This window comes from Ventrimonas sp. (assembly GCF_048380235.1).
Lineage (GTDB): Bacteria > Bacillota > Clostridia > Lachnospirales > Lachnospiraceae > Brotaphodocola.
Map to the genome: position 1 here is coordinate 12,090 of NZ_DBFCCJ010000029.1, position 17,192 is coordinate 29,281.

General features: G+C 49.7%; 13 protein-coding genes and 2 pseudogenes. 12 read left to right on the forward strand and 3 right to left on the reverse strand.

Annotation, left to right across the window (positions count from 1 at the left end; all coding sequences use genetic code 11):
* The first annotated feature begins 2 nt into the window (after positions 1 to 2).
* The 8 genes from ACMP1L_RS04970 (at position 3) to ACMP1L_RS05005 (ending at position 7,766) form a co-directional block, all read left to right on the forward strand.
* Positions 3 to 1,757, forward strand: a complete 1,755-nt coding sequence (locus ACMP1L_RS04970; protein ID WP_168934191.1) for a C40 family peptidase — start codon at positions 3 to 5, stop codon at positions 1,755 to 1,757.
* Positions 1,758 to 1,770: 13 nt separating this feature from the next.
* Positions 1,771 to 2,028 carry a DUF4315 family protein gene (locus ACMP1L_RS04975; RefSeq protein WP_418452194.1) on the forward strand — a complete coding sequence of 86 codons (258 nt, stop codon included), beginning with the start codon at positions 1,771 to 1,773 and terminating at the stop codon, positions 2,026 to 2,028.
* Entirely contained in the window at positions 2,018 to 3,094 is a 1,077-nt protein-coding gene (locus ACMP1L_RS04980; protein ID WP_418452196.1) for a CD1107 family mobile element protein, read from the forward strand. Before ACMP1L_RS04975 ends, ACMP1L_RS04980 begins: the two co-directional genes overlap by 11 nt.
* A gap of 239 nt (positions 3,095 to 3,333) precedes the next feature.
* Positions 3,334 to 3,966, forward strand: coding sequence for a helix-turn-helix domain-containing protein (locus ACMP1L_RS04985; protein WP_168934188.1), 633 nt, complete (start codon positions 3,334 to 3,336; stop codon positions 3,964 to 3,966).
* 71 nt (positions 3,967 to 4,037) lie between these two features.
* Positions 4,038 to 6,113, forward strand: coding sequence for a type IA DNA topoisomerase (locus tag ACMP1L_RS04990; protein WP_168934187.1), 2,076 nt, complete (start codon positions 4,038 to 4,040; stop codon positions 6,111 to 6,113).
* Complete coding sequence (locus ACMP1L_RS04995; protein ID WP_320965479.1) at positions 6,110 to 6,955, forward strand: LPD16 domain-containing protein; 846 nt, start codon at positions 6,110 to 6,112, stop codon at positions 6,953 to 6,955. The genes ACMP1L_RS04990 and ACMP1L_RS04995 overlap by 4 nt, the downstream gene beginning before the upstream one ends.
* Before the next feature lie 11 nt (positions 6,956 to 6,966).
* Positions 6,967 to 7,560, forward strand: a complete 594-nt coding sequence (locus ACMP1L_RS05000) for a YodL domain-containing protein (protein WP_320965478.1) — start codon at positions 6,967 to 6,969, stop codon at positions 7,558 to 7,560.
* Positions 7,557 to 7,766, forward strand: coding sequence for a transposon-transfer assisting family protein (locus ACMP1L_RS05005; RefSeq protein WP_320965477.1), 210 nt, complete (start codon positions 7,557 to 7,559; stop codon positions 7,764 to 7,766). The genes ACMP1L_RS05000 and ACMP1L_RS05005 overlap by 4 nt, the downstream gene beginning before the upstream one ends.
* A 328-nt stretch (positions 7,767 to 8,094) precedes the next feature.
* Here the strand turns inward: ACMP1L_RS05005 and ACMP1L_RS05010 are convergent, their stop codons facing one another.
* On the reverse strand, positions 8,095 to 8,406 hold the full coding sequence (locus ACMP1L_RS05010; protein ID WP_320965476.1) for a hypothetical protein: 312 nt from the start codon (positions 8,404 to 8,406) through the stop codon (positions 8,095 to 8,097).
* Positions 8,407 to 8,569: 163 nt separating this feature from the next.
* Here ACMP1L_RS05010 and ACMP1L_RS05015 point away from each other — a divergent pair, with 163 nt between their 5' ends.
* From ACMP1L_RS05015 to ACMP1L_RS05030, 4 genes and pseudogenes are all read left to right on the forward strand, one after another.
* On the forward strand, positions 8,570 to 8,908 hold the full coding sequence (locus ACMP1L_RS05015) for a TnpV protein (protein ID WP_342980844.1): 339 nt from the start codon (positions 8,570 to 8,572) through the stop codon (positions 8,906 to 8,908).
* A gap of 860 nt (positions 8,909 to 9,768) precedes the next feature.
* Positions 9,769 to 15,912, forward strand: a pseudogene (locus ACMP1L_RS05020) (DEAD/DEAH box helicase family protein); the annotation flags it as partial.
* Positions 15,912 to 16,244 carry a plasmid mobilization protein gene (locus tag ACMP1L_RS05025; protein ID WP_177968903.1) on the forward strand — a complete coding sequence of 111 codons (333 nt, stop codon included), beginning with the start codon at positions 15,912 to 15,914 and terminating at the stop codon, positions 16,242 to 16,244. The pseudogene ACMP1L_RS05020 and the gene ACMP1L_RS05025, both read left to right, overlap by 1 nt.
* Positions 16,245 to 16,671: 427 nt before the next feature.
* Positions 16,672 to 16,776, forward strand: a pseudogene (locus tag ACMP1L_RS05030) (DUF6061 family protein); the annotation flags it as partial.
* On the opposite strand, the gene ACMP1L_RS05035 reads toward ACMP1L_RS05030, so the two are convergent.
* Together ACMP1L_RS05035 and mobC are read right to left on the reverse strand one after the other, a co-directional pair.
* Positions 16,737 to 16,973: a relaxase/mobilization nuclease domain-containing protein gene (locus ACMP1L_RS05035; RefSeq protein ID WP_416386143.1), complete on the reverse strand. Its 237-nt coding sequence runs from the start codon at positions 16,971 to 16,973 to the stop codon at positions 16,737 to 16,739. The pseudogene ACMP1L_RS05030 and the gene ACMP1L_RS05035 overlap by 40 nt on opposite strands.
* Positions 16,934 to 17,192: plasmid mobilization relaxosome protein MobC (mobC, locus tag ACMP1L_RS05040; protein ID WP_418374532.1), on the reverse strand; the 259-nt coding region annotated here is incomplete at its 5' end. The genes ACMP1L_RS05035 and mobC, both read right to left, overlap by 40 nt.

The window sequence follows — 17,192 nt, forward strand, 5'->3', positions numbered from 1 at the left end:
GCATGGCGAAGAAACCGACACGACTCCGTTTCACCGAAGATGACCTTGCGGATTCTAAAGTGAAGAAGGCTGCTGACCGTGCGGATAAGGCGGCTGATAAAGCAGAAAAAGCGGTAGATAAGCTGGCTTCCAAAAAGAAGGCAACCAAACTACGTCAGGAAACGGATGCTGCCGGTTCCCGGAAGGCAAAGCTCCGTTTCGGCAAGGCGGACAACAGCGTGGCTGTGGATCGCCCATCTTCGGCAAAACAGCTTGCCACCCGCGGTACGGCTGTGACACTCACATCCAAGGTGCATCGGGCGGTATCGGAGTATGAAGATGATAATGTCGGTATTCAGTCCGCACAGGAAACGACAAAAGCAGTGGAATCCACTGCCTACACCGTCGATCACGCCATCTACAGCCACAAACTGAAAGCCCATGATAAGGCTGATAAGCTGGTGCAAAAGTCAGATAAAGCCAATGTGGATGCCCTTTATGAGAAGTTCAAGAAGGACAATCCCGATGCCGGTTCCAACCCGTTTTCCCGCTGGCGGCAGAAACAGGCAATCAAGAAAGAATATGCAGCTGCCAAAGCCGGTAACAGCACGGCAAAGACAACAGCTGCCAAGGGTGCGGAAAAAGCAGCCCAGGGAGCCAAGACAATCGCAGAAAGAGTCACGGAGTTTTGCACCACGCACTCCAAAGTCATTCTGCTTGTTCTGGTGGCGGGACTGCTTTTTATGGTTATCTCCAGTATGTTTTCCTCTTGTGCTGCCCTGTTTCAGGGCGGGACGCAGGTGATTCTGGGGACTTCCTTTACTGCCGAGGACGAGGACATCATCGGGGCGGACAATGATTATAAGGCGCTGGAAGCTGCCCTGAGAAATCAGATCAACAACATCGAGCGCACTCACAGCGGTTACGATGAATACCGTTATGACCTTGATGAGATCAACCACAATCCCTATGAGCTGGCGGCATATCTGACGGTGAAGTTTGAGGATTACACCCGTGAGGAAGTGCAAAGCACTCTGCGGTGGCTGTTCGATCAGCAGTATGAGCTGATTTTGACAGAAGAAGTGGAAATCCGAACCCGCACAGAGACCCGTACCGGCACCTCGACATCCACAGATCCGGAAACCGGCGAGACTACGACAGAGGAATATGAGTACGAAGTTGAGGTTGAGTATGAGTATTATATCCTGAATGTGAAGCTGGTAAACAAGGGCTTGAACCGTGTAATCGGAAGCTCCGGTCTGACAGAGGATGAAATGGAGCGATACCGTATTCTCCTCCAGACAAGCGGGAACCGCCCGGACATCTTCGGGGACGACATCTATGCAGTCACCGGCGAATACACCGACTACGACATTCCGGGCGAAGCTCTGACGGATACCCGATTTGCCAACATGATCCGGGAAGCTGAGAAGTATCTGGGATACCCGTATGTCTGGGGTGGAAGCAGCCCCTCCACTTCCTTTGACTGCTCCGGTTTTGTTTCGTGGGTCATCAATAACTGCGGCAACGGCTGGAGCGTTGGCAGATTGACCGCAAACGGTCTGATGGGTGTATGTGACATTATCCCCCGAAGCTCTGCAAAGCCGGGAGACCTTATCTTCTTCCAAGGCACCTATGATACCTCCGGTGCATCGCATGTTGGTATTTATGTCGGCAATGGGATGATGATTCACTGTGGAAACCCGATCTCTTATGCTTCGATTGAAACAAGTTACTGGCAACAGCATTTTTACTGCTTCGGCAGAATCCGAAATTAAGGAGGACATTCTATTGGGTGCCAAATTAGACAGAATCGGTGCAGACCTTGAGAAAGCCCGCAGGAAACGGGCTGAATGGGATGCCAGAGTAAAAGACCTGGAACGCAGATACCGTGAGGAGGAAAAATCCGAAATCCATGAGATGGTTCACGCTGCGAACCTGACCCCTGACCAGCTTTCTGAGCTGCTCCGTATGTTTGCTGCGGATATGGCTCCGAAGCCTGAGACAATCAACGCTATGAACGAGGAGGAGATGCAGAATGAAGATTAAAAGACTGTGTGCCGCTTTTCTGGCGGCTGTGCTTTGCATGAGCGTGTTTTCGACAACCGCTCTCGCCTATACGGATGAGACAGCGGCTTCCGGTATCGAAACCGTGGAAACTGCCCCTGCGGAAACCACGGAGCAGGAAACGGAAGAAGTACCGTACAGCGTATCTGTGGATGAAGATGGTACGGTGGTGTTCTCCTTCAATGGCGAGGACTGGAAGTATGATGCCGAGAAAACCGAGGACGATGGCATGGGAACCGGCAAGGTGGTCACGAACGGTTCCCGGCTGAATGTGCGTACCGGTGCAGGCATGAATTATGAGATCATCGACCAGCTTCGCCCCGGCGAGGAAGTAAAGGTGATCGGAGTTGATGGCGACTGGTATCAGATCACAGTTCCTGAAAAGAATGGCTATGTCCACAGCGACTATCTGGAGCTGATTGAGGAAGCCGAGCAGAACAGCGAAATGGATATGGCGCTGCTTATGATGTTCATGAATATGTTCATGCAGAATATGGACACCGGCGCAGATGCCAGTGAATCCGCCCTTACTCCTGATGGCAACCTGACTTTGGTTGATGATGTCGGCTCGCCTGACAAAACCGGCAAACAATTCATTACTGCGGTCACAAAGAACGGCAATTACTTTTATATCATCATCGACCGTGACGATGAAGGAAACGAGACGGTTCACTTCTTGAATCAGGTGGACGAAGCCGACCTTCTGATGCTGATGAGCGAGGAAGAAGCTACCAAGTACACCGAGCCTGTGGTTGAGACCACTCCAGAACCGACCGAGACGGAACCGGAGCCTAAGGTCACAGAGCCTGCGCCTGAGGAGAAGCCTAAGACCAATATGCTTCCTGTGGTTCTGCTTGTTGTGGCTCTGATCGGCGGCGGTGGTTTCTTCGTCTTTAAGAAGATGCAGGGCAAGAAAAAGGAAAAAGAAGCTGCGAAGCCTGACCCTGATGCGGACTACGTTGACGATGACGAGGACTACGGCTATGTCGAGGAAGATGACGATGACGCTGACTTCATCGTAGATGATGAGGATAATGAACCTGTATAATAGCGAACAGGCATGATGCCTGGGGCAATCTTCGGATTGCCTTTACATAGCAAAGTCATAAATCTGTTACAACAAAGGATAAGATATATGATATAATCGTGTTAATATCATCAAGCGGTAATCCAAAACAAAGAAAATCAGCAATGTAAACTCTTGTTGCGGATATGTAAAGCCAATGTGGTGGTGGAATATCGTGATTTTAGATACAATGAAATCACCAAAGCAAAGGAGGATTTCATATGAAACTTTCAGATAAGATTATCGGGCTGAGAAAGTCCAATGGAATGTCTCAGGAAGATCTGGCTGAAAAGTTGGATGTTTCAAGACAGGCTATCTCTCGTTGGGAGTCGGGAACTGCAATGCCCGATGCCAATAATATTCTTCAACTTAGCAAGTTGTTTGGTGTTACAACCGACTACTTGTTGAACGATGATTATCAGAGTGACAATGATTTGCCTAAAGTGAAAGAGGTACAGAATGATAACCTTGGACAAATCATGGTTTATTTAGTGACACTTGAAGTGATGGTGTTGCTGATACAGTTTATGACGACTGTGATTCTTCAAAATGTGTTTTTTGGATTTTTGAGTTTCTTGCCTTTTGTCGCAGCAATCGGTGGCTTTGAATATGCGTATCAAAAGAAAGCATCCAGTGCCACGGAGAAAACAAAGAACTTCCGCAAAAAGTTCTATAAAATTTCTGCATGGTTGGGGCTTTATTTCCCGATTAGATTTATTGTAAGTGTTGCAGCAAGATTCTACCCTCGTCCGTATAATGTTTTAGTTTTAGAGGTTATTATTTTGGCGATATATATTGCGGCGGCAACTTGCGTTAATCTTTCAATCGACAAGAGTTATTTACCAAAAGAATAAAGGTTCAATACATAGCAGTCATGCACTACGGTGTGTGGCTGCTTATTTTTTTGAGAAAGGAGCAGATGCAAATGAAATTAGTATTGGCTGAGAAACCCTCAGTCGCTCAGAGCCTTGCAAAAGTACTGGGCGTAACCAACCGTCAGGACGGATACCTGGAGGGTAACGGTTACATCGTCAGCTGGTGTGTCGGTCATCTGGTAGAACTGGCACAGCCTGAAGCCTATGATGAACGATATGGAAAGTGGACGTATGGCGACCTGCCTATTCTTCCCGATGACTGGAAGTATGAAGTGTCCGCAGGAACCCGAAAGCAGTTCGGTATTCTAAAAAAGCTCATGGCCAGAGATGATGTTGTAAGCCTTGTGTGTGCAACGGATGCCGGTCGTGAGGGTGAATTGATCTTCCGTCTGGTCTATCATCAGTGCCACTGCAAGAAACCCTTTGAACGCCTGTGGATCTCCTCAATGGAGGATTCCGCAATCATGGAGGGCTTTGAAAATCTCAAGCCCGGAACTGAATACGATGCTTTGTATGAAGCAGCCCTGTGTCGAGAGCGAGCCGACTGGATTGTTGGTATTAACGCTACTCGACTTTTTTCGACCCTTTGTGGGCAGACCCTGAATGTTGGTCGAGTCATGACTCCCACCCTTGCAATGGCAGTCATGCGTGAAGCTGCCATTGCCGGTTTCAAACCGGAACCCTTTTACACGGTTCAGATTGATCTGGGTGGATTTACGGCAGTAAGTGAACGCTTCAAAAAGAAGTCGGATGCCGAAGCAGTCAGCAGAGATTGCTCTGCCGCTGTGGTCACAAAGGCCGAACGCAAGGAGAAAAGTGAAAAGCCGCCTGCGCTCTATGATCTGACCAGTTTGCAGAGAGATGCCAACCGTGTGCTGGGCTATACGGCACAGCAGACCTTGGATTACACCCAGAATCTCTATGAAAAGAAACTGGTCACTTATCCCCGAACCGACAGCAGATACCTGACAGACGATATGGCACACAATCTGCCAGATCTCGTAAATCTGGCTTTCCACACATTCCCCGTAGATGGTGTGGATAATGTACCCGTTTATGCAGAGCAGGTTGTGAATAACAAAAAGGTCACAGACCACCATGCCATTATCCCTACCAGAGAATTGCAAAAATGCAATCTGAATGAGCTTCCTAAGGGCGAGCTTGCAATTTTGCAGTTGATTTCCACCCGCCTTTTCGTGGCTGTGGGAGATCCGCACCGATACGCAGAGACAGTCATTGAACTGGACTGCGGTGGAACAGCGTTCTCTGCCAAGGGAAAAACCATCCTGCATGACGGATGGAAAGCACTTGCCAGAAAAAGTGATTCGACAAAATCTGACGAGAAGGAACAGGCACTTCCTTCCGTTTCCGTTGGCGATGAGATGGCTGTGATCAGCACGGAGATTAAGGAGGGAAAAACCTCTCCTCCGAAGCACTACACCGAAGATACGCTCCTGCAGAGCATGGAAACTGCCGGGGCGGACGAGATGCCCGATGAGGTGGAGCGTAAAGGTCTGGGAACCCCTGCGACCCGTGCCGGTATCATCGAAAAACTGGTGCGTATCGGTTTTCTGGAACGGAAAGGCGATAAGAAAACCAAGCATCTGATTCCTACCCACAAGGGTACGGCTCTGGTAACAGTCATGCCCGAACAGATTCAGTCCCCGTCTATGACAGCGGATTGGGAGGAAAAGCTGTTGCTCATCGAGAAGGGCAAATATGCCAGCGAGGATTTTATGGACGAGATCAAAGATGTGATTGCTGGTCTGATTCGGAATTACGAGGTCATTCAGGACTCTGAAGTTCTGATGTCAAAGGAAAGCAATGCCGTGGGGAAATGCCCTGTCTGCGGCAGTTCTGTAGAAGAAAAGGCGAAAGCATTTTTCTGTTCTAACCGAAGCTGCAAGTTCGCCCTCTGGAAAAACAACCGTTATTTTGAGAGTATCGGCAAGAGCATGACCAGTGCCACGGCACAGAAACTGCTTGGCTCTGGGAAAATCAAACTGAAAGGCTGTAAATCAGCTAAGACCGGAAACACCTTTGATGCCACGGTCTATATGGAGGTATTCGAGGACGGAAAGACCAGGTTTAACATGGAATTTGATAACGGAGGAAAACGCAAATGAGGAATGAGTATAACCCGGACGGCAAGGACATCCGATTTATTGACAGCCACTATAAGGACTTGTTTCGTATTCCTGACGGTGGCTGTGTCCAGATTCACTATCCCGATGAAACTGTCGTGAAACCCTGCAAATTCATCGACGAGTACCATACCCAGGTTGGTTACAATGTGTTCCACATCTGCCAGTTCGCAGAAATCATGGAGCGTAACGGCGCAACCTATATGGCAGAGCCTGAAATCATGGGTGATGAAGCGGCATGGAAAGTTGGGCGTGACAGAATCCTGGCGGTGCAGACCTGTGAGGATGGCTACGATTACACTCTGTTGGATGAGAACTACAACGAGATAGATGGTGGTCAGCTGGATAACCCGGATTTAACTATGATCGAAGCCAGAAAAGAAATTCTGGAATCCTTTGGCCTGGAACGCAGGGAGCTTCGTGTCATGGTCTATGAGGATGTGATGGAGCAGGCTTTTGAGGTTGGCAGGCAGGCGGTTGTGGTGAACGACCCTATTGTAGAGCTTGCGTTAAAGCTCGACCGTTTTGCCGAGAACTTCGACCCCTATGAATATATGGATCAGGTCGATGATGTGCAGGCGCATATCCAGAAAATCAAGACAGACCTTGCCGCCGGCAATACTGCACTATACCGTGAGTTTCTGGATACGGCTATTGCGGAGTCCCGTGAGGAAACTGCCGTAGAGGTTGCCAAGGTGCTGAGAAGTCAGCTGGATAAGATCGACCCGCCCAAGCGTGAGTCGGTCATGGAAAAGCTGGCACAGGCGGCAGAAAAGACTGCCCCTGCAACGCCCTCGCATAAGTACAAGGAACCGCAACGATAAGGAGGTCGCCTATGAAAATTGAAAAATGGGATGATATTCATGGAAATACCACTTCCGATGACAGAATGGTAGCGTTTCTGGAAAGCTCCACGGACTCTTACGCAGTCCTTCAGCTGAAGCGCATTGACGAGACCGACGAGTTTCGCTTCATGCCGTATTGGCACATTCAGAAACTGGAAAACCAGCCGACCATTGACCATTATGAGGTGGTTTACAATGGTCCGATTGAGCAGTCCGCCGGTGCTGCAGAGCAGCTGGAAGCTCTTTATACCAGGTTCAATATTGACCACCCGGAGGACTTCCGTGGTCACAGTATGTCGGTCAGCGACATCGTGGCGCTCAAGGTCGCCGGTGAAGTATCCTGTTATTACGTTGATGCCTTCGGTTTCGTGGAGCTTCAGAACTTTATGAAACCCGAAAACTATCTGAAAAACGCAGAGATGGCTATGGAGGACGACTATGGGATGTTGGATGGCATCATTAACAATGGGAAAGCTCCCGCTGCGGAAGAACGCCCTTCCGTGTTGGAACAGCTGAAAGAAATGTCGGTTTTCGATACACCCCATAAACCGCCCAGAAGCCACCCGGAAAGGGATATGGAATGATGAATTTCACACGAGATGAACGGAACTTGATGATGCTTTACAGCCCCGGCACAAGGTCGGGGCTGTGTGAAGCTCTCTTGCAGATGAAGGAGCAGCTTTCCGAGGAGGAAGCCGAGCTTTGTGCCTTGGCTGATTCTGTTCTCAATAAGTTGTCCGGTATGGATGACGAGACTTTTGATAGGCTGAATCTTTATCCTGATTTTTAAGGATTGGAGGGAAATGATGAACGCAAAAGAGCGATTTTATTCCGGGTTGGCAAGAGAGACCATCGGAAAGATCACATCGAACAAGGATAGCTGGACTTCCTTTCTGGTAACGGTGTCCCGAAACTATGAGTTCACTTATCCGGAACAGGTGATGATTTATGCCCAGCGCCCCAATGCCACCTTCTGCAAGCCTTATGACGAGTGGAACGACGAGAAGTACCGCAGATATGTCAGACGAGGTTCCACCGGCATCGCACTGTTTGTGACCAACAGGGATAAGCCCTATCTGCGGTATGTATTCGATGTGGCTGATACTGGTGTCCGCCGTTCATCCCCTGAACTGAAACCTTGGGAAGTCACAGAGGAAAACCGTGCGTATGTGATGGAAGCTATGGAGCGTTCCTTTGGTGTCGCCGCAGATGGACTGTTGGAGGCGCAGCTGGAGGAGATTGCGCTGTCTCTTTCTGCGGAGTATTGGGAGGATTACAAGAAGCCGATCCTCGACATCGTTGCCAATAGCTTCCTTGAGGAGTATGATGAACTTAACATCGAAGTGGCTTTCAAGAGAGCGGTTGCAAACAGCGTATCCTATGCGATGTACTGCCGACTGGTTGAGAACCCTGACAACTACTTCGAGCATGAGGACTTCCTGAATGTCTTTGATTTTAACACCCGCCAGACGGTAAACACCCTCGGCACGGCAGTCAATGCAATCAGTTCACGGATGTTTCAGGAGATCGAGAAAGCGATTGGTGAATACGAGCAGAACAGAGCTGCTGAAAGGAGCGCAGATTATGAGCGAAATGACTTACAGACAGGCCGGGGATTACAGAATCCCGAACATCAGGTTGGAGAACGAGGAAACGAGACCTTTGGGCAAATATGGCAGGATGCGCAGAGCGTTTCTGGAGCAGAACAATCCGATGCTCCTGAACGACATGATTCTGACGGAGACCCTGTTCCCCCACCTGTGGGAGATCGAGGAGACGGCGAAAGCCAGAGTGGAACTTTTGATGAACCAGTACCTGAAGAACAACCCGGCACCGGAGAAAGAGACGGATCAGCGGGGCTGGGCAAGACACATGAGCAGCCTGAAAGCGCAGGCGGAGGAAATCGTGATGACGGAGCTTATCAACAGCTGAGTCTGAACCTGTTCCTCTCCGAACACGAACAAATCAGTTTTATCGACGAAGCAGAGAGCCGAAAGCCCTCTGCTTTTTCTTTTTCTCAGGAAGAAATCGACCACTTTCTCCTGCTTGGCAGCAATACCGATGATGCCCGGAAAATCGTTGCTCTGGAGTATATGAAGCAAAAACCTGTGGAAGAAATTGTCCCGGCTCTGAAGCGGGTTTATCACGGCGGTTTCGGTCTGAAAGAGGACAGCGGCAATATTTCCGCATGGTATGCCGGGGACGGGATTCATCTTGCCAAAGGTTCCTCTGCCATTGACAGCCCCAGGGCGCAGATCATTCCATGGGAGGATGCCGCAAAGCGGATTGGAGAGCTGCTGGAAAACGGGCGGTACGCTACCAATGTGGAACTGGTGGAAGCCCCCGGCTTTGAGCGTGAAAAAATCGCTCAGTCCATTTGGTATCTCTACCATGACCTTTCTGATGAAGCAAAGGCAATGGGATTCTTCCCTACTTTGTCGGAAATCCGCAGCAATGGTTTTCCGGAAGAAACCGCATGGCTGGCAGAACAGCTCAAACAGCCTGAGTTTTTAACGGCAATGAAAGAGGAGTATCGTGGGTTTATGATTGCCCATGATGCCGACCATTCTCTGCTTCGTTTCCACTATCACAAGCTGGATGGCATTGAAAAGCGGTTGAATGAACTGGATGCCCCTGTCAGGGAATATCAGAGCGATATGATGCAGATGCCCCTTGTCCGTCAGTTTATTACGGATGATGAGGTCAATGCAGACCTGACCCGTGGCAGCGGCTTTGCCGGTGGAAAGCGCCGTATCTATGAATACTGGCAGGAAAATCATTCTGTTAAGGACAAAGCCGAGTTTTTGAAGCATGAATACGGCACCGGCGGTCATTCCCATGCCTGTTCCGGTGCGACACACAGCGGTCAGGATCACGATGCCAAGGGCGTTCGCTACACCAAAAGCGGCTGCGATAAGGTGCAGATGTCCTGGACACAGGTAGCACAGAGAATTGACGCTCTGATGAAAAAAGGTCGCTTTCTTACCCCTGAGGAAGAAGCTGAGCGGCAGGCAATCGAAGATGCCAGAACAAATCCTCTGGAAGATGTTTATGAGCGTTTCGCTGTGGTTGATACCGAGGATGGCGAGTATGCCATCTGGGATGAGCAGACCGGAACCTATTATGTAGACCATGAGGGTGTTACGGAATACTTTGACGATGAGTGGCTTGCCAATGACTACCTGGAGGAAGTCCGTCAGACTGTGGGGGCTATGGAAGCATTACAGTCCGAAGATTCCGCAGAAAATATCGCAGAGCCGGTTGAAGAAACACCGGCGTGGAATTATCAGGTTGGCGATACGGTCTATCTGGACGATACCGCTTTTCTGGTCGAGCAGATCACCGACCGGGAAGTGCAGCTGAGAGACCCCTCTCTACTTTATCCGATCTTCCGTGCGGAAAGCCGTGAGAACTTTGAAAAAATGCTTTCTCAGGACGAAAGAAACCATGCGGTAAGGGGTGATGCCTATACCGAAGAAAACTCCGTTACAGAGGAAATTCAGGGCGAAATCAGCACCGAAACAGTACAGCCTGAACGTCGTTATCTGGTTGCCGCTTATCATCACTTTGAAAACGGCTTCGATGATAAACTGGACTACTATACTCTGGAAGAAGCGGAAAAAGCTGCCCAGGGCTATGTAGACGGAACCATGGAGGATGATGGGTTCAAGTATGACGGTGCTGCCGTTTACGATCAGCAGGAGCATAAGTGCATCCGTATCTACGGTGACTATCCTGATGAAAAGGCACACGCACAGGTCTATGGCATTGCCGAACCGGTACAGCCGGAACATTTCATTGACCATTTCTATGTGGCAGAGGACATCCAGAAGCGTGGTGCGCTGGACATTAAGCAATACAGTTCCTTTGAAGATGCCCTGAGAGCCTACCACTCCCTCCCTTCCACCCAGGTTAAAGCTCTGGGCGCAATGAATACCGGGCGACCGTTACCGGGCAGTCTTGACCTCATTCATTGCAGGGACGGTCAGGACACGATTGTTCAGGACTACACCAAGGTGGACGGCTGGCAGAATCCTGAGGTCATGGACATCATCGCTCAGATTGAGCAGTCCCTCGCAACCAGAGAAGTCCCTCCTGTTCCTGCGGTGAACTTCCACATCACGGATGACCACATCGGTGAAGGTGGACCGAAGCAGAAGTTCGCAAGAAATATGGAAGCCATCAAGACACTGTTCCAGCTGGAGAGTGAGAGCCGAAACGCTACTGCCGAAGAACAGGAAATCTTGTCGAATTATGTCGGCTGGGGCGGTCTGGCAGATGCCTTTGACCCTGATAAGGGAAATTGGGCGCAGGAGTACACCACTCTGAAGAATCTGCTGTCTGATGACGAGTATGCTGCGGCAAGAGCTTCGACGCTGAATGCCCACTATACCAGTCCTACGGTCATTCGCTCCATCTACGATGCAGTCGGGCAGATGGGCTTTGAGACCGGCAACATTCTGGAACCTGCCATGGGTATCGGTAACTTCTTCGGTATGCTGCCCCCTGAGATGCAGAGCAGCCGCCTTTACGGTGTGGAACTGGATTCCATCACCGGCAGGATTGCACAGAAGCTCTATCCCAACGCAGAAATCAAAGTCGCCGGTTTTGAAACGACAGACCGCAGAGACTTCTATGATCTGGCTGTGGGTAATGTTCCTTTTGGTAACTACAAGGTATCGGATAAGCCCTACGACAAGCTGGGATTTTCTATTCACAACTATTTCTTCGCCAAAGCTCTGGATCAGGTTCGTCCCGGCGGTGTGGTCGCTTTTGTGACAAGCCGTTATACCATGGATTCCAAGAACTCGGATGCAAGGCGGTATCTGGCACAGAGGGCGGAACTGCTTGGTGCCATTCGTCTGCCAAACGATGCCTTTAAGAAGAACGCAGGCACGGAAGTCGTGTCCGACATCATCTTCCTGCAAAAGCGTGACCATCCGATTGACATCGTTCCTGATTGGGTGCATCTGAACCGTACCGAAGAAGGACACACCATGAACAGCTACTTTGTAGACCACCCGGAAATGGTTCTGGGCGATACGGTTCTGGAAAGTACCCCTTACGGCAAGGATGATATTACCGTCCGTCCGATTCCGGGTGCGGAGCTGTCCGATCTTCTGAAAGAGGCGGTTTCCCACATTCAGGGAACCTATCAGGCCGTGGAGCTGCCGGTTGAAAACAGCAAGGGCAAGGAAGCGGAAACCATTCCAGCTACTCCAGATGTAAAGAACTATTCCTATGCCGTAGTGGACGGCGAAGTGTACTTCCGTGAAAACTCCATCATGCGCCATGTGGAGCTGAACGAGAAAGCAAAAGACCGTGTGAAAGGCATGGTGGAACTCCGTGGTATCGTCAATGAGCTGATCGAATATCAGCTGGAGGATTACCCGGATGAGATGATTTCTCAGAAGCAGGCAGAACTGAATGATGCCTACGATGCGTTTACCGCAAAGAACGGTCTCATCAACAACCGTGCAAATGGGCAGGCTTTCTCTGATGATTCCTCCTATTACCTTCTGTGTTCTCTGGAAAATGTGGATGAGGACGGCAACTTAAAGAGCAAGGCGGATATGTTCACCAAGAGAACGATCAAGCAGGAACGCAGAGTGACCAGCGTGGATACCCCATCGGAAGCTCTGGCAATCTCTATTGGTGAGCGTGGTAAAGTTGATCTTCCTTTCATGGCACAGCTCCTGGGAACCCCTGAGGACTATGAAGCCATTCAAACAGAGCTGCGTGGGGTGATCTTCAAAGACCCGATGGCACCTGATGATGTGGAAGCCGGTTGGCAGACTGCGGACGAATACCTTTCTGGTGATGTGAGAAGCAAGCTGCGTATCGCACAGATGGCGGCGAACCGTGATTCCGCTTTCAATATCAATGTGGAGGCACTGCAAAAGGCACAGCCGAAGGATTTGGATGCGTCTGAGATTGATGTCCGTCTGGGTGCCACATGGATTGATGCAGACTATATTCAGCAGTTCATGGAGGAAACCTTTGAGACCCCATACTACCTGCGCCGTTCCATTGAGGTGAAATTCTCCGAAATGACCGCAGAGTGGCGTATCAATGGGAAAAGCTCTCCCAGCTACAATGATGTGGCGGCGTATGTGACCTACGGTACTGACCGTGCCAATGCTTATCGCATTCTGGAAGAAACGCTGAACCTGAAAGACATTCGTATCTATGACACCATCGAAGATGCAGATGGCAAGCAGAAGCGTGTCCTGAATAAAAAGGAAACCACTCTGGCACAGCAGAAACAGCAGGCAATCAAGGATGCGTTTCAGGATTGGGTATGGAAAGACCCCCGCCGTCGTGAAGCACTGGTTACGAAGTACAATGAGCTTTTCAACTCCACCAGACCCCGTGAGTATGATGGCAGCCATATCCGCTTCGGCGGTATGAACCCGGACATTACCCTCCGTGAACATCAGAGAAATGCCATCGCCCATGTGCTTTACGGTGGAAATACCCTGCTCGCACACGAAGTTGGTGCGGGCAAAACCTTTGAAATGGCAGCATCCGCTATGGAGAGCAAACGACTTGGGCTGAGCCAGAAGTCCATGTTTGTGGTTCCGAACCACCTCACCTTGCAGTGGGCAAATGAGTTCCTCCACCTCTATCCGAGTGCCAAGCTCCTTGTTGCCACGAAGAAAGATTTTGAAACCGCAAACCGAAAGAAGTTCTGCGCCCGTATTGCAACCGGCGACTATGATGCCGTTATCATCGGTCACAGCCAGTTTGAGAAGATTCCGCTGTCTGCCGAGCGACAGGAACGGCAGCTGCAGGAACAGATTGATGAGATTGAGGGTGCAATCGCAGAACTGAAATATCAGCGTGGCGAGAATTTTACCATCAAGCAGATGGAGAAAACCAGAAAATCTCTGGAAGCCAGACTGGATAAACTTCTCGCCGCCGACAGAAAGGATGATGTCATCACATTTGAACAGCTGGGCGTTGACCGGCTGTTTGTGGACGAGAGCCATGCCTTCAAAAATTTGTTCCTCTACACCAAAATGAGGAATGTGGCAGGTCTCTCCACCTCCGAAGCGCAGAAATCTTCGGATATGTTTATGAAATGCCGTTATATGGACGAGATCACTGGCGGTCGTGGCGTTATCTTCGCCACCGGCACTCCGGTCAGCAACTCCATGACCGAGCTTTACACGGTCATGCGCTATCTCCAGTACGGTACGCTCCAGAAGAAGAACCTGACCCACTTCGATTCCTGGGCATCCACCTTTGGCGAGACAACGACGGCCATTGAGCTGGCTCCTGAAGGAACCGGCTATCGTGCCAGAACCCGATTCGCCAAGTTCTTCAATCTTCCTGAACTGATGAATATGTTCAAGGAAGTAGCCGACATCAAGACCTCTGACCAGCTGCATCTTCCGGTTCCCGAAGCGAAATTTGAGACGGTTGTGGTGCAGCCCTCTGAGTATCAGAAGGATATGGTTGCATCTCTTTCCGAAAGAGCTGCGGATGTTCATGCCGGTATGATTGACCCTTCTGTGGACAATATGCTGAAGATTACCAGCGATGGGCGGAAGCTGGGGCTGGATCAGCGGCTGATGAACCCGCTGTTGCCGGATGACCCAAACAGCAAGCTCAATGCCTGTGTGGGAAATATCCTCCGCATTTGGCAGGACGGGCAAGCTGACAGGCTGACACAGCTGGTGTTCTGTGACCTCTCCACTCCGAAAAATGACGGCACCTTCAATGTCTATGACGACATCAAAACCAAGTTAATGGCAAACGGTGTACCTGCCGAGGAAGTCGCCTTTATTCACGATGCGGATACCGAAGCAAAAAAGAAAGAACTTTTTGCCAAGGTTCGTACCGGGCAGGTGCGTGTGCTGCTTGGCAGTACGCAGAAAATGGGCGCAGGAACCAATGTGCAGGACAAACTGGTGGCGGTTCATCATCTGGATGTGGGCTGGCGTCCGTCTGATATGACCCAGAGAAACGGTCGTATCATCCGTCAGGGCAACCAGAATAAAGAGGTTCAGGTCTATCAGTATGTGACCGAGGGAACCTTCGACGCATATTTGTACCAGACCCTGGAGAATAAGCAGAAATTTATCTCTCAGATCATGACCTCCAAATCTCCGGTTCGTTCCTGTGACGATGTGGATGAGCAGGCACTTTCCTATGCGGAGATCAAAGCATTATGTGCCGGTAATCCGCTCATCAAGGAAAAGATGGACTTGGATATTGATGTAGCAAGGCTGAAAGTGCTGAAAGCTGACCACCAGAGCCAGCAGTACCGCATGGAGGATAAGCTCCTGAAATACTTCCCGGCTGAGATTGAAAAGCAGACTGGCTATATCCATGGCTTTGAAGCGGACATCAAGATCGTGGAGGCACATCCGCAGATCTCCGAAGGATTCTGTGGTATGGAAATCATGGGCAGACATTATGCGGAAAAAGCCGATGCCGGTGAAATCATTCTTGCCGCCTGCAAGGAGACAAAAAGTGCTGATCCAGTTCCGCTGGGCAGTTACCGAGGATTCCAGATGGAGCTTTCCTATGACAGCTTCCGAAGTGAGTTTGACATCGTTCTGAAAGGGGCTATGAGCCACCGTGTAGCCCTTGGCACGGATGCCAGGGGAAATATCACCCGACTGGATAACGCACTTTCTGGCATTCCTGAGCGGCTGGAAAGAGCCAATGAACAGCTGACCAATCTCTACAATCAGCAGGAAGCGGCAAAAGCAGAACTTGGAAAACCATTCCCCCAGGAAGCGGAACTTGCGGCAAAAAGTCAGCGGCTTGCGGAGCTGGATGCGGCGCTGAATATGGAAGATACGGTGGAAAGCCGTGCTGAAAAAGGAGAAGCGGAACGCCCCTCTGTTCTGGCTGATCTGAAATCCAAGTCCGAGCATATCCCGCCTGCAAAACGCTCTGAGGGCTACGAGGAGGTGTTGTAATGGTAAAGCGTGACCAGGATGTTCATTTCCTGGCATCCAAGGAGGAAGTCGAGCGAATCCATCAGAAGATGGACGAGCTTGGTATCCGCAGTATGGGGGCATATCTGAGAAAAATGGCTCTGGACGGCTACTGTATCAATCTTGATTTGCAGGATGTGAAAGCAATGGTTTCGCTCCTGCGAATCTGCTCCAACAACCTGAACCAGTATGCAAAACGAGCCAATGAGACAGGCAGTATCTATGAAGCAGACATCAACGACCTGCAAGTGCGTCTGGAAGAAATCTGGATGGATATGAAAGAAGTCCTTGTCCGGCTGTCCTCCATCCAGTAATCCGATAATTTGTCGGGAAGTCGCAGCTTCGGCTGCGGCTTTACATAGGGAAAAACAACCGTGTTTAGCTGGTAGAATTATTCATATCCATGTGCTATAATCATGGCAAATAGCGAACCTGATAGTTCGACAAATTTGAATTGAGATTTCATATATTCCAAGGGATTTAATAACTGTTATATTTTATTATCAAATATCTCTCAATCCCTTGAAAACACAAAGTTTATCGCAGGTGAGCTTTCCCTTATTGTTTCCCTTGCGTTATATCGTCCCACCAGTGTTTACGAACTCTGATAAGGGCAAAAACAAGGGCAAGAAAATTATATAAAACAGTATAACACAAAATAAAAGTGACATTGTGAACTGATTGAAATGCTTCTGATTTTTGCAACAAATGATTGATTTAACGATAAGGAGATTTAATACGATGAGAACAATATTTGCAGAATACAATCCCAAGCGCAACAGTATTGATGTTTACACCTCTGTTGGCTATATGCTCCGCATTGACTGTTCTCCCACCGCAAAGGATTGTATCAAGTGCCGCCCTAAATGTGTGCCGCGATCTCCGGCAGCTTCCCGCGTCCATGCAAACTCAATATCGGCGGTTTCCAGCCCGCAGCCGAAAGAGGACGCAAGCAGCTTCCCGTCTGTCTTTTCGGGATTTAAGATATAGTCTATCGCAGCCTTTAAGGTTGATTTAATAGGGTGCGTCTTTGTAACCGCCATATCTCGTCCACCGCCTTTTTAATGTCCTCTATATCCTGCCTGTAAACCGTCCCCGTCGCATTGGCGCGTTTTGCAATTTGGTTGATGTTCCGGCTCACCGCTTGCAGTTCCCGGATATATGCTTTTGTGTCGCTTCGGTCAACGACAAGAATATACCCGTCTATCGCCATTTTACGGAAGTATGCCCCATACTGCTTTATGGGAAGCTGCTTCATCTTC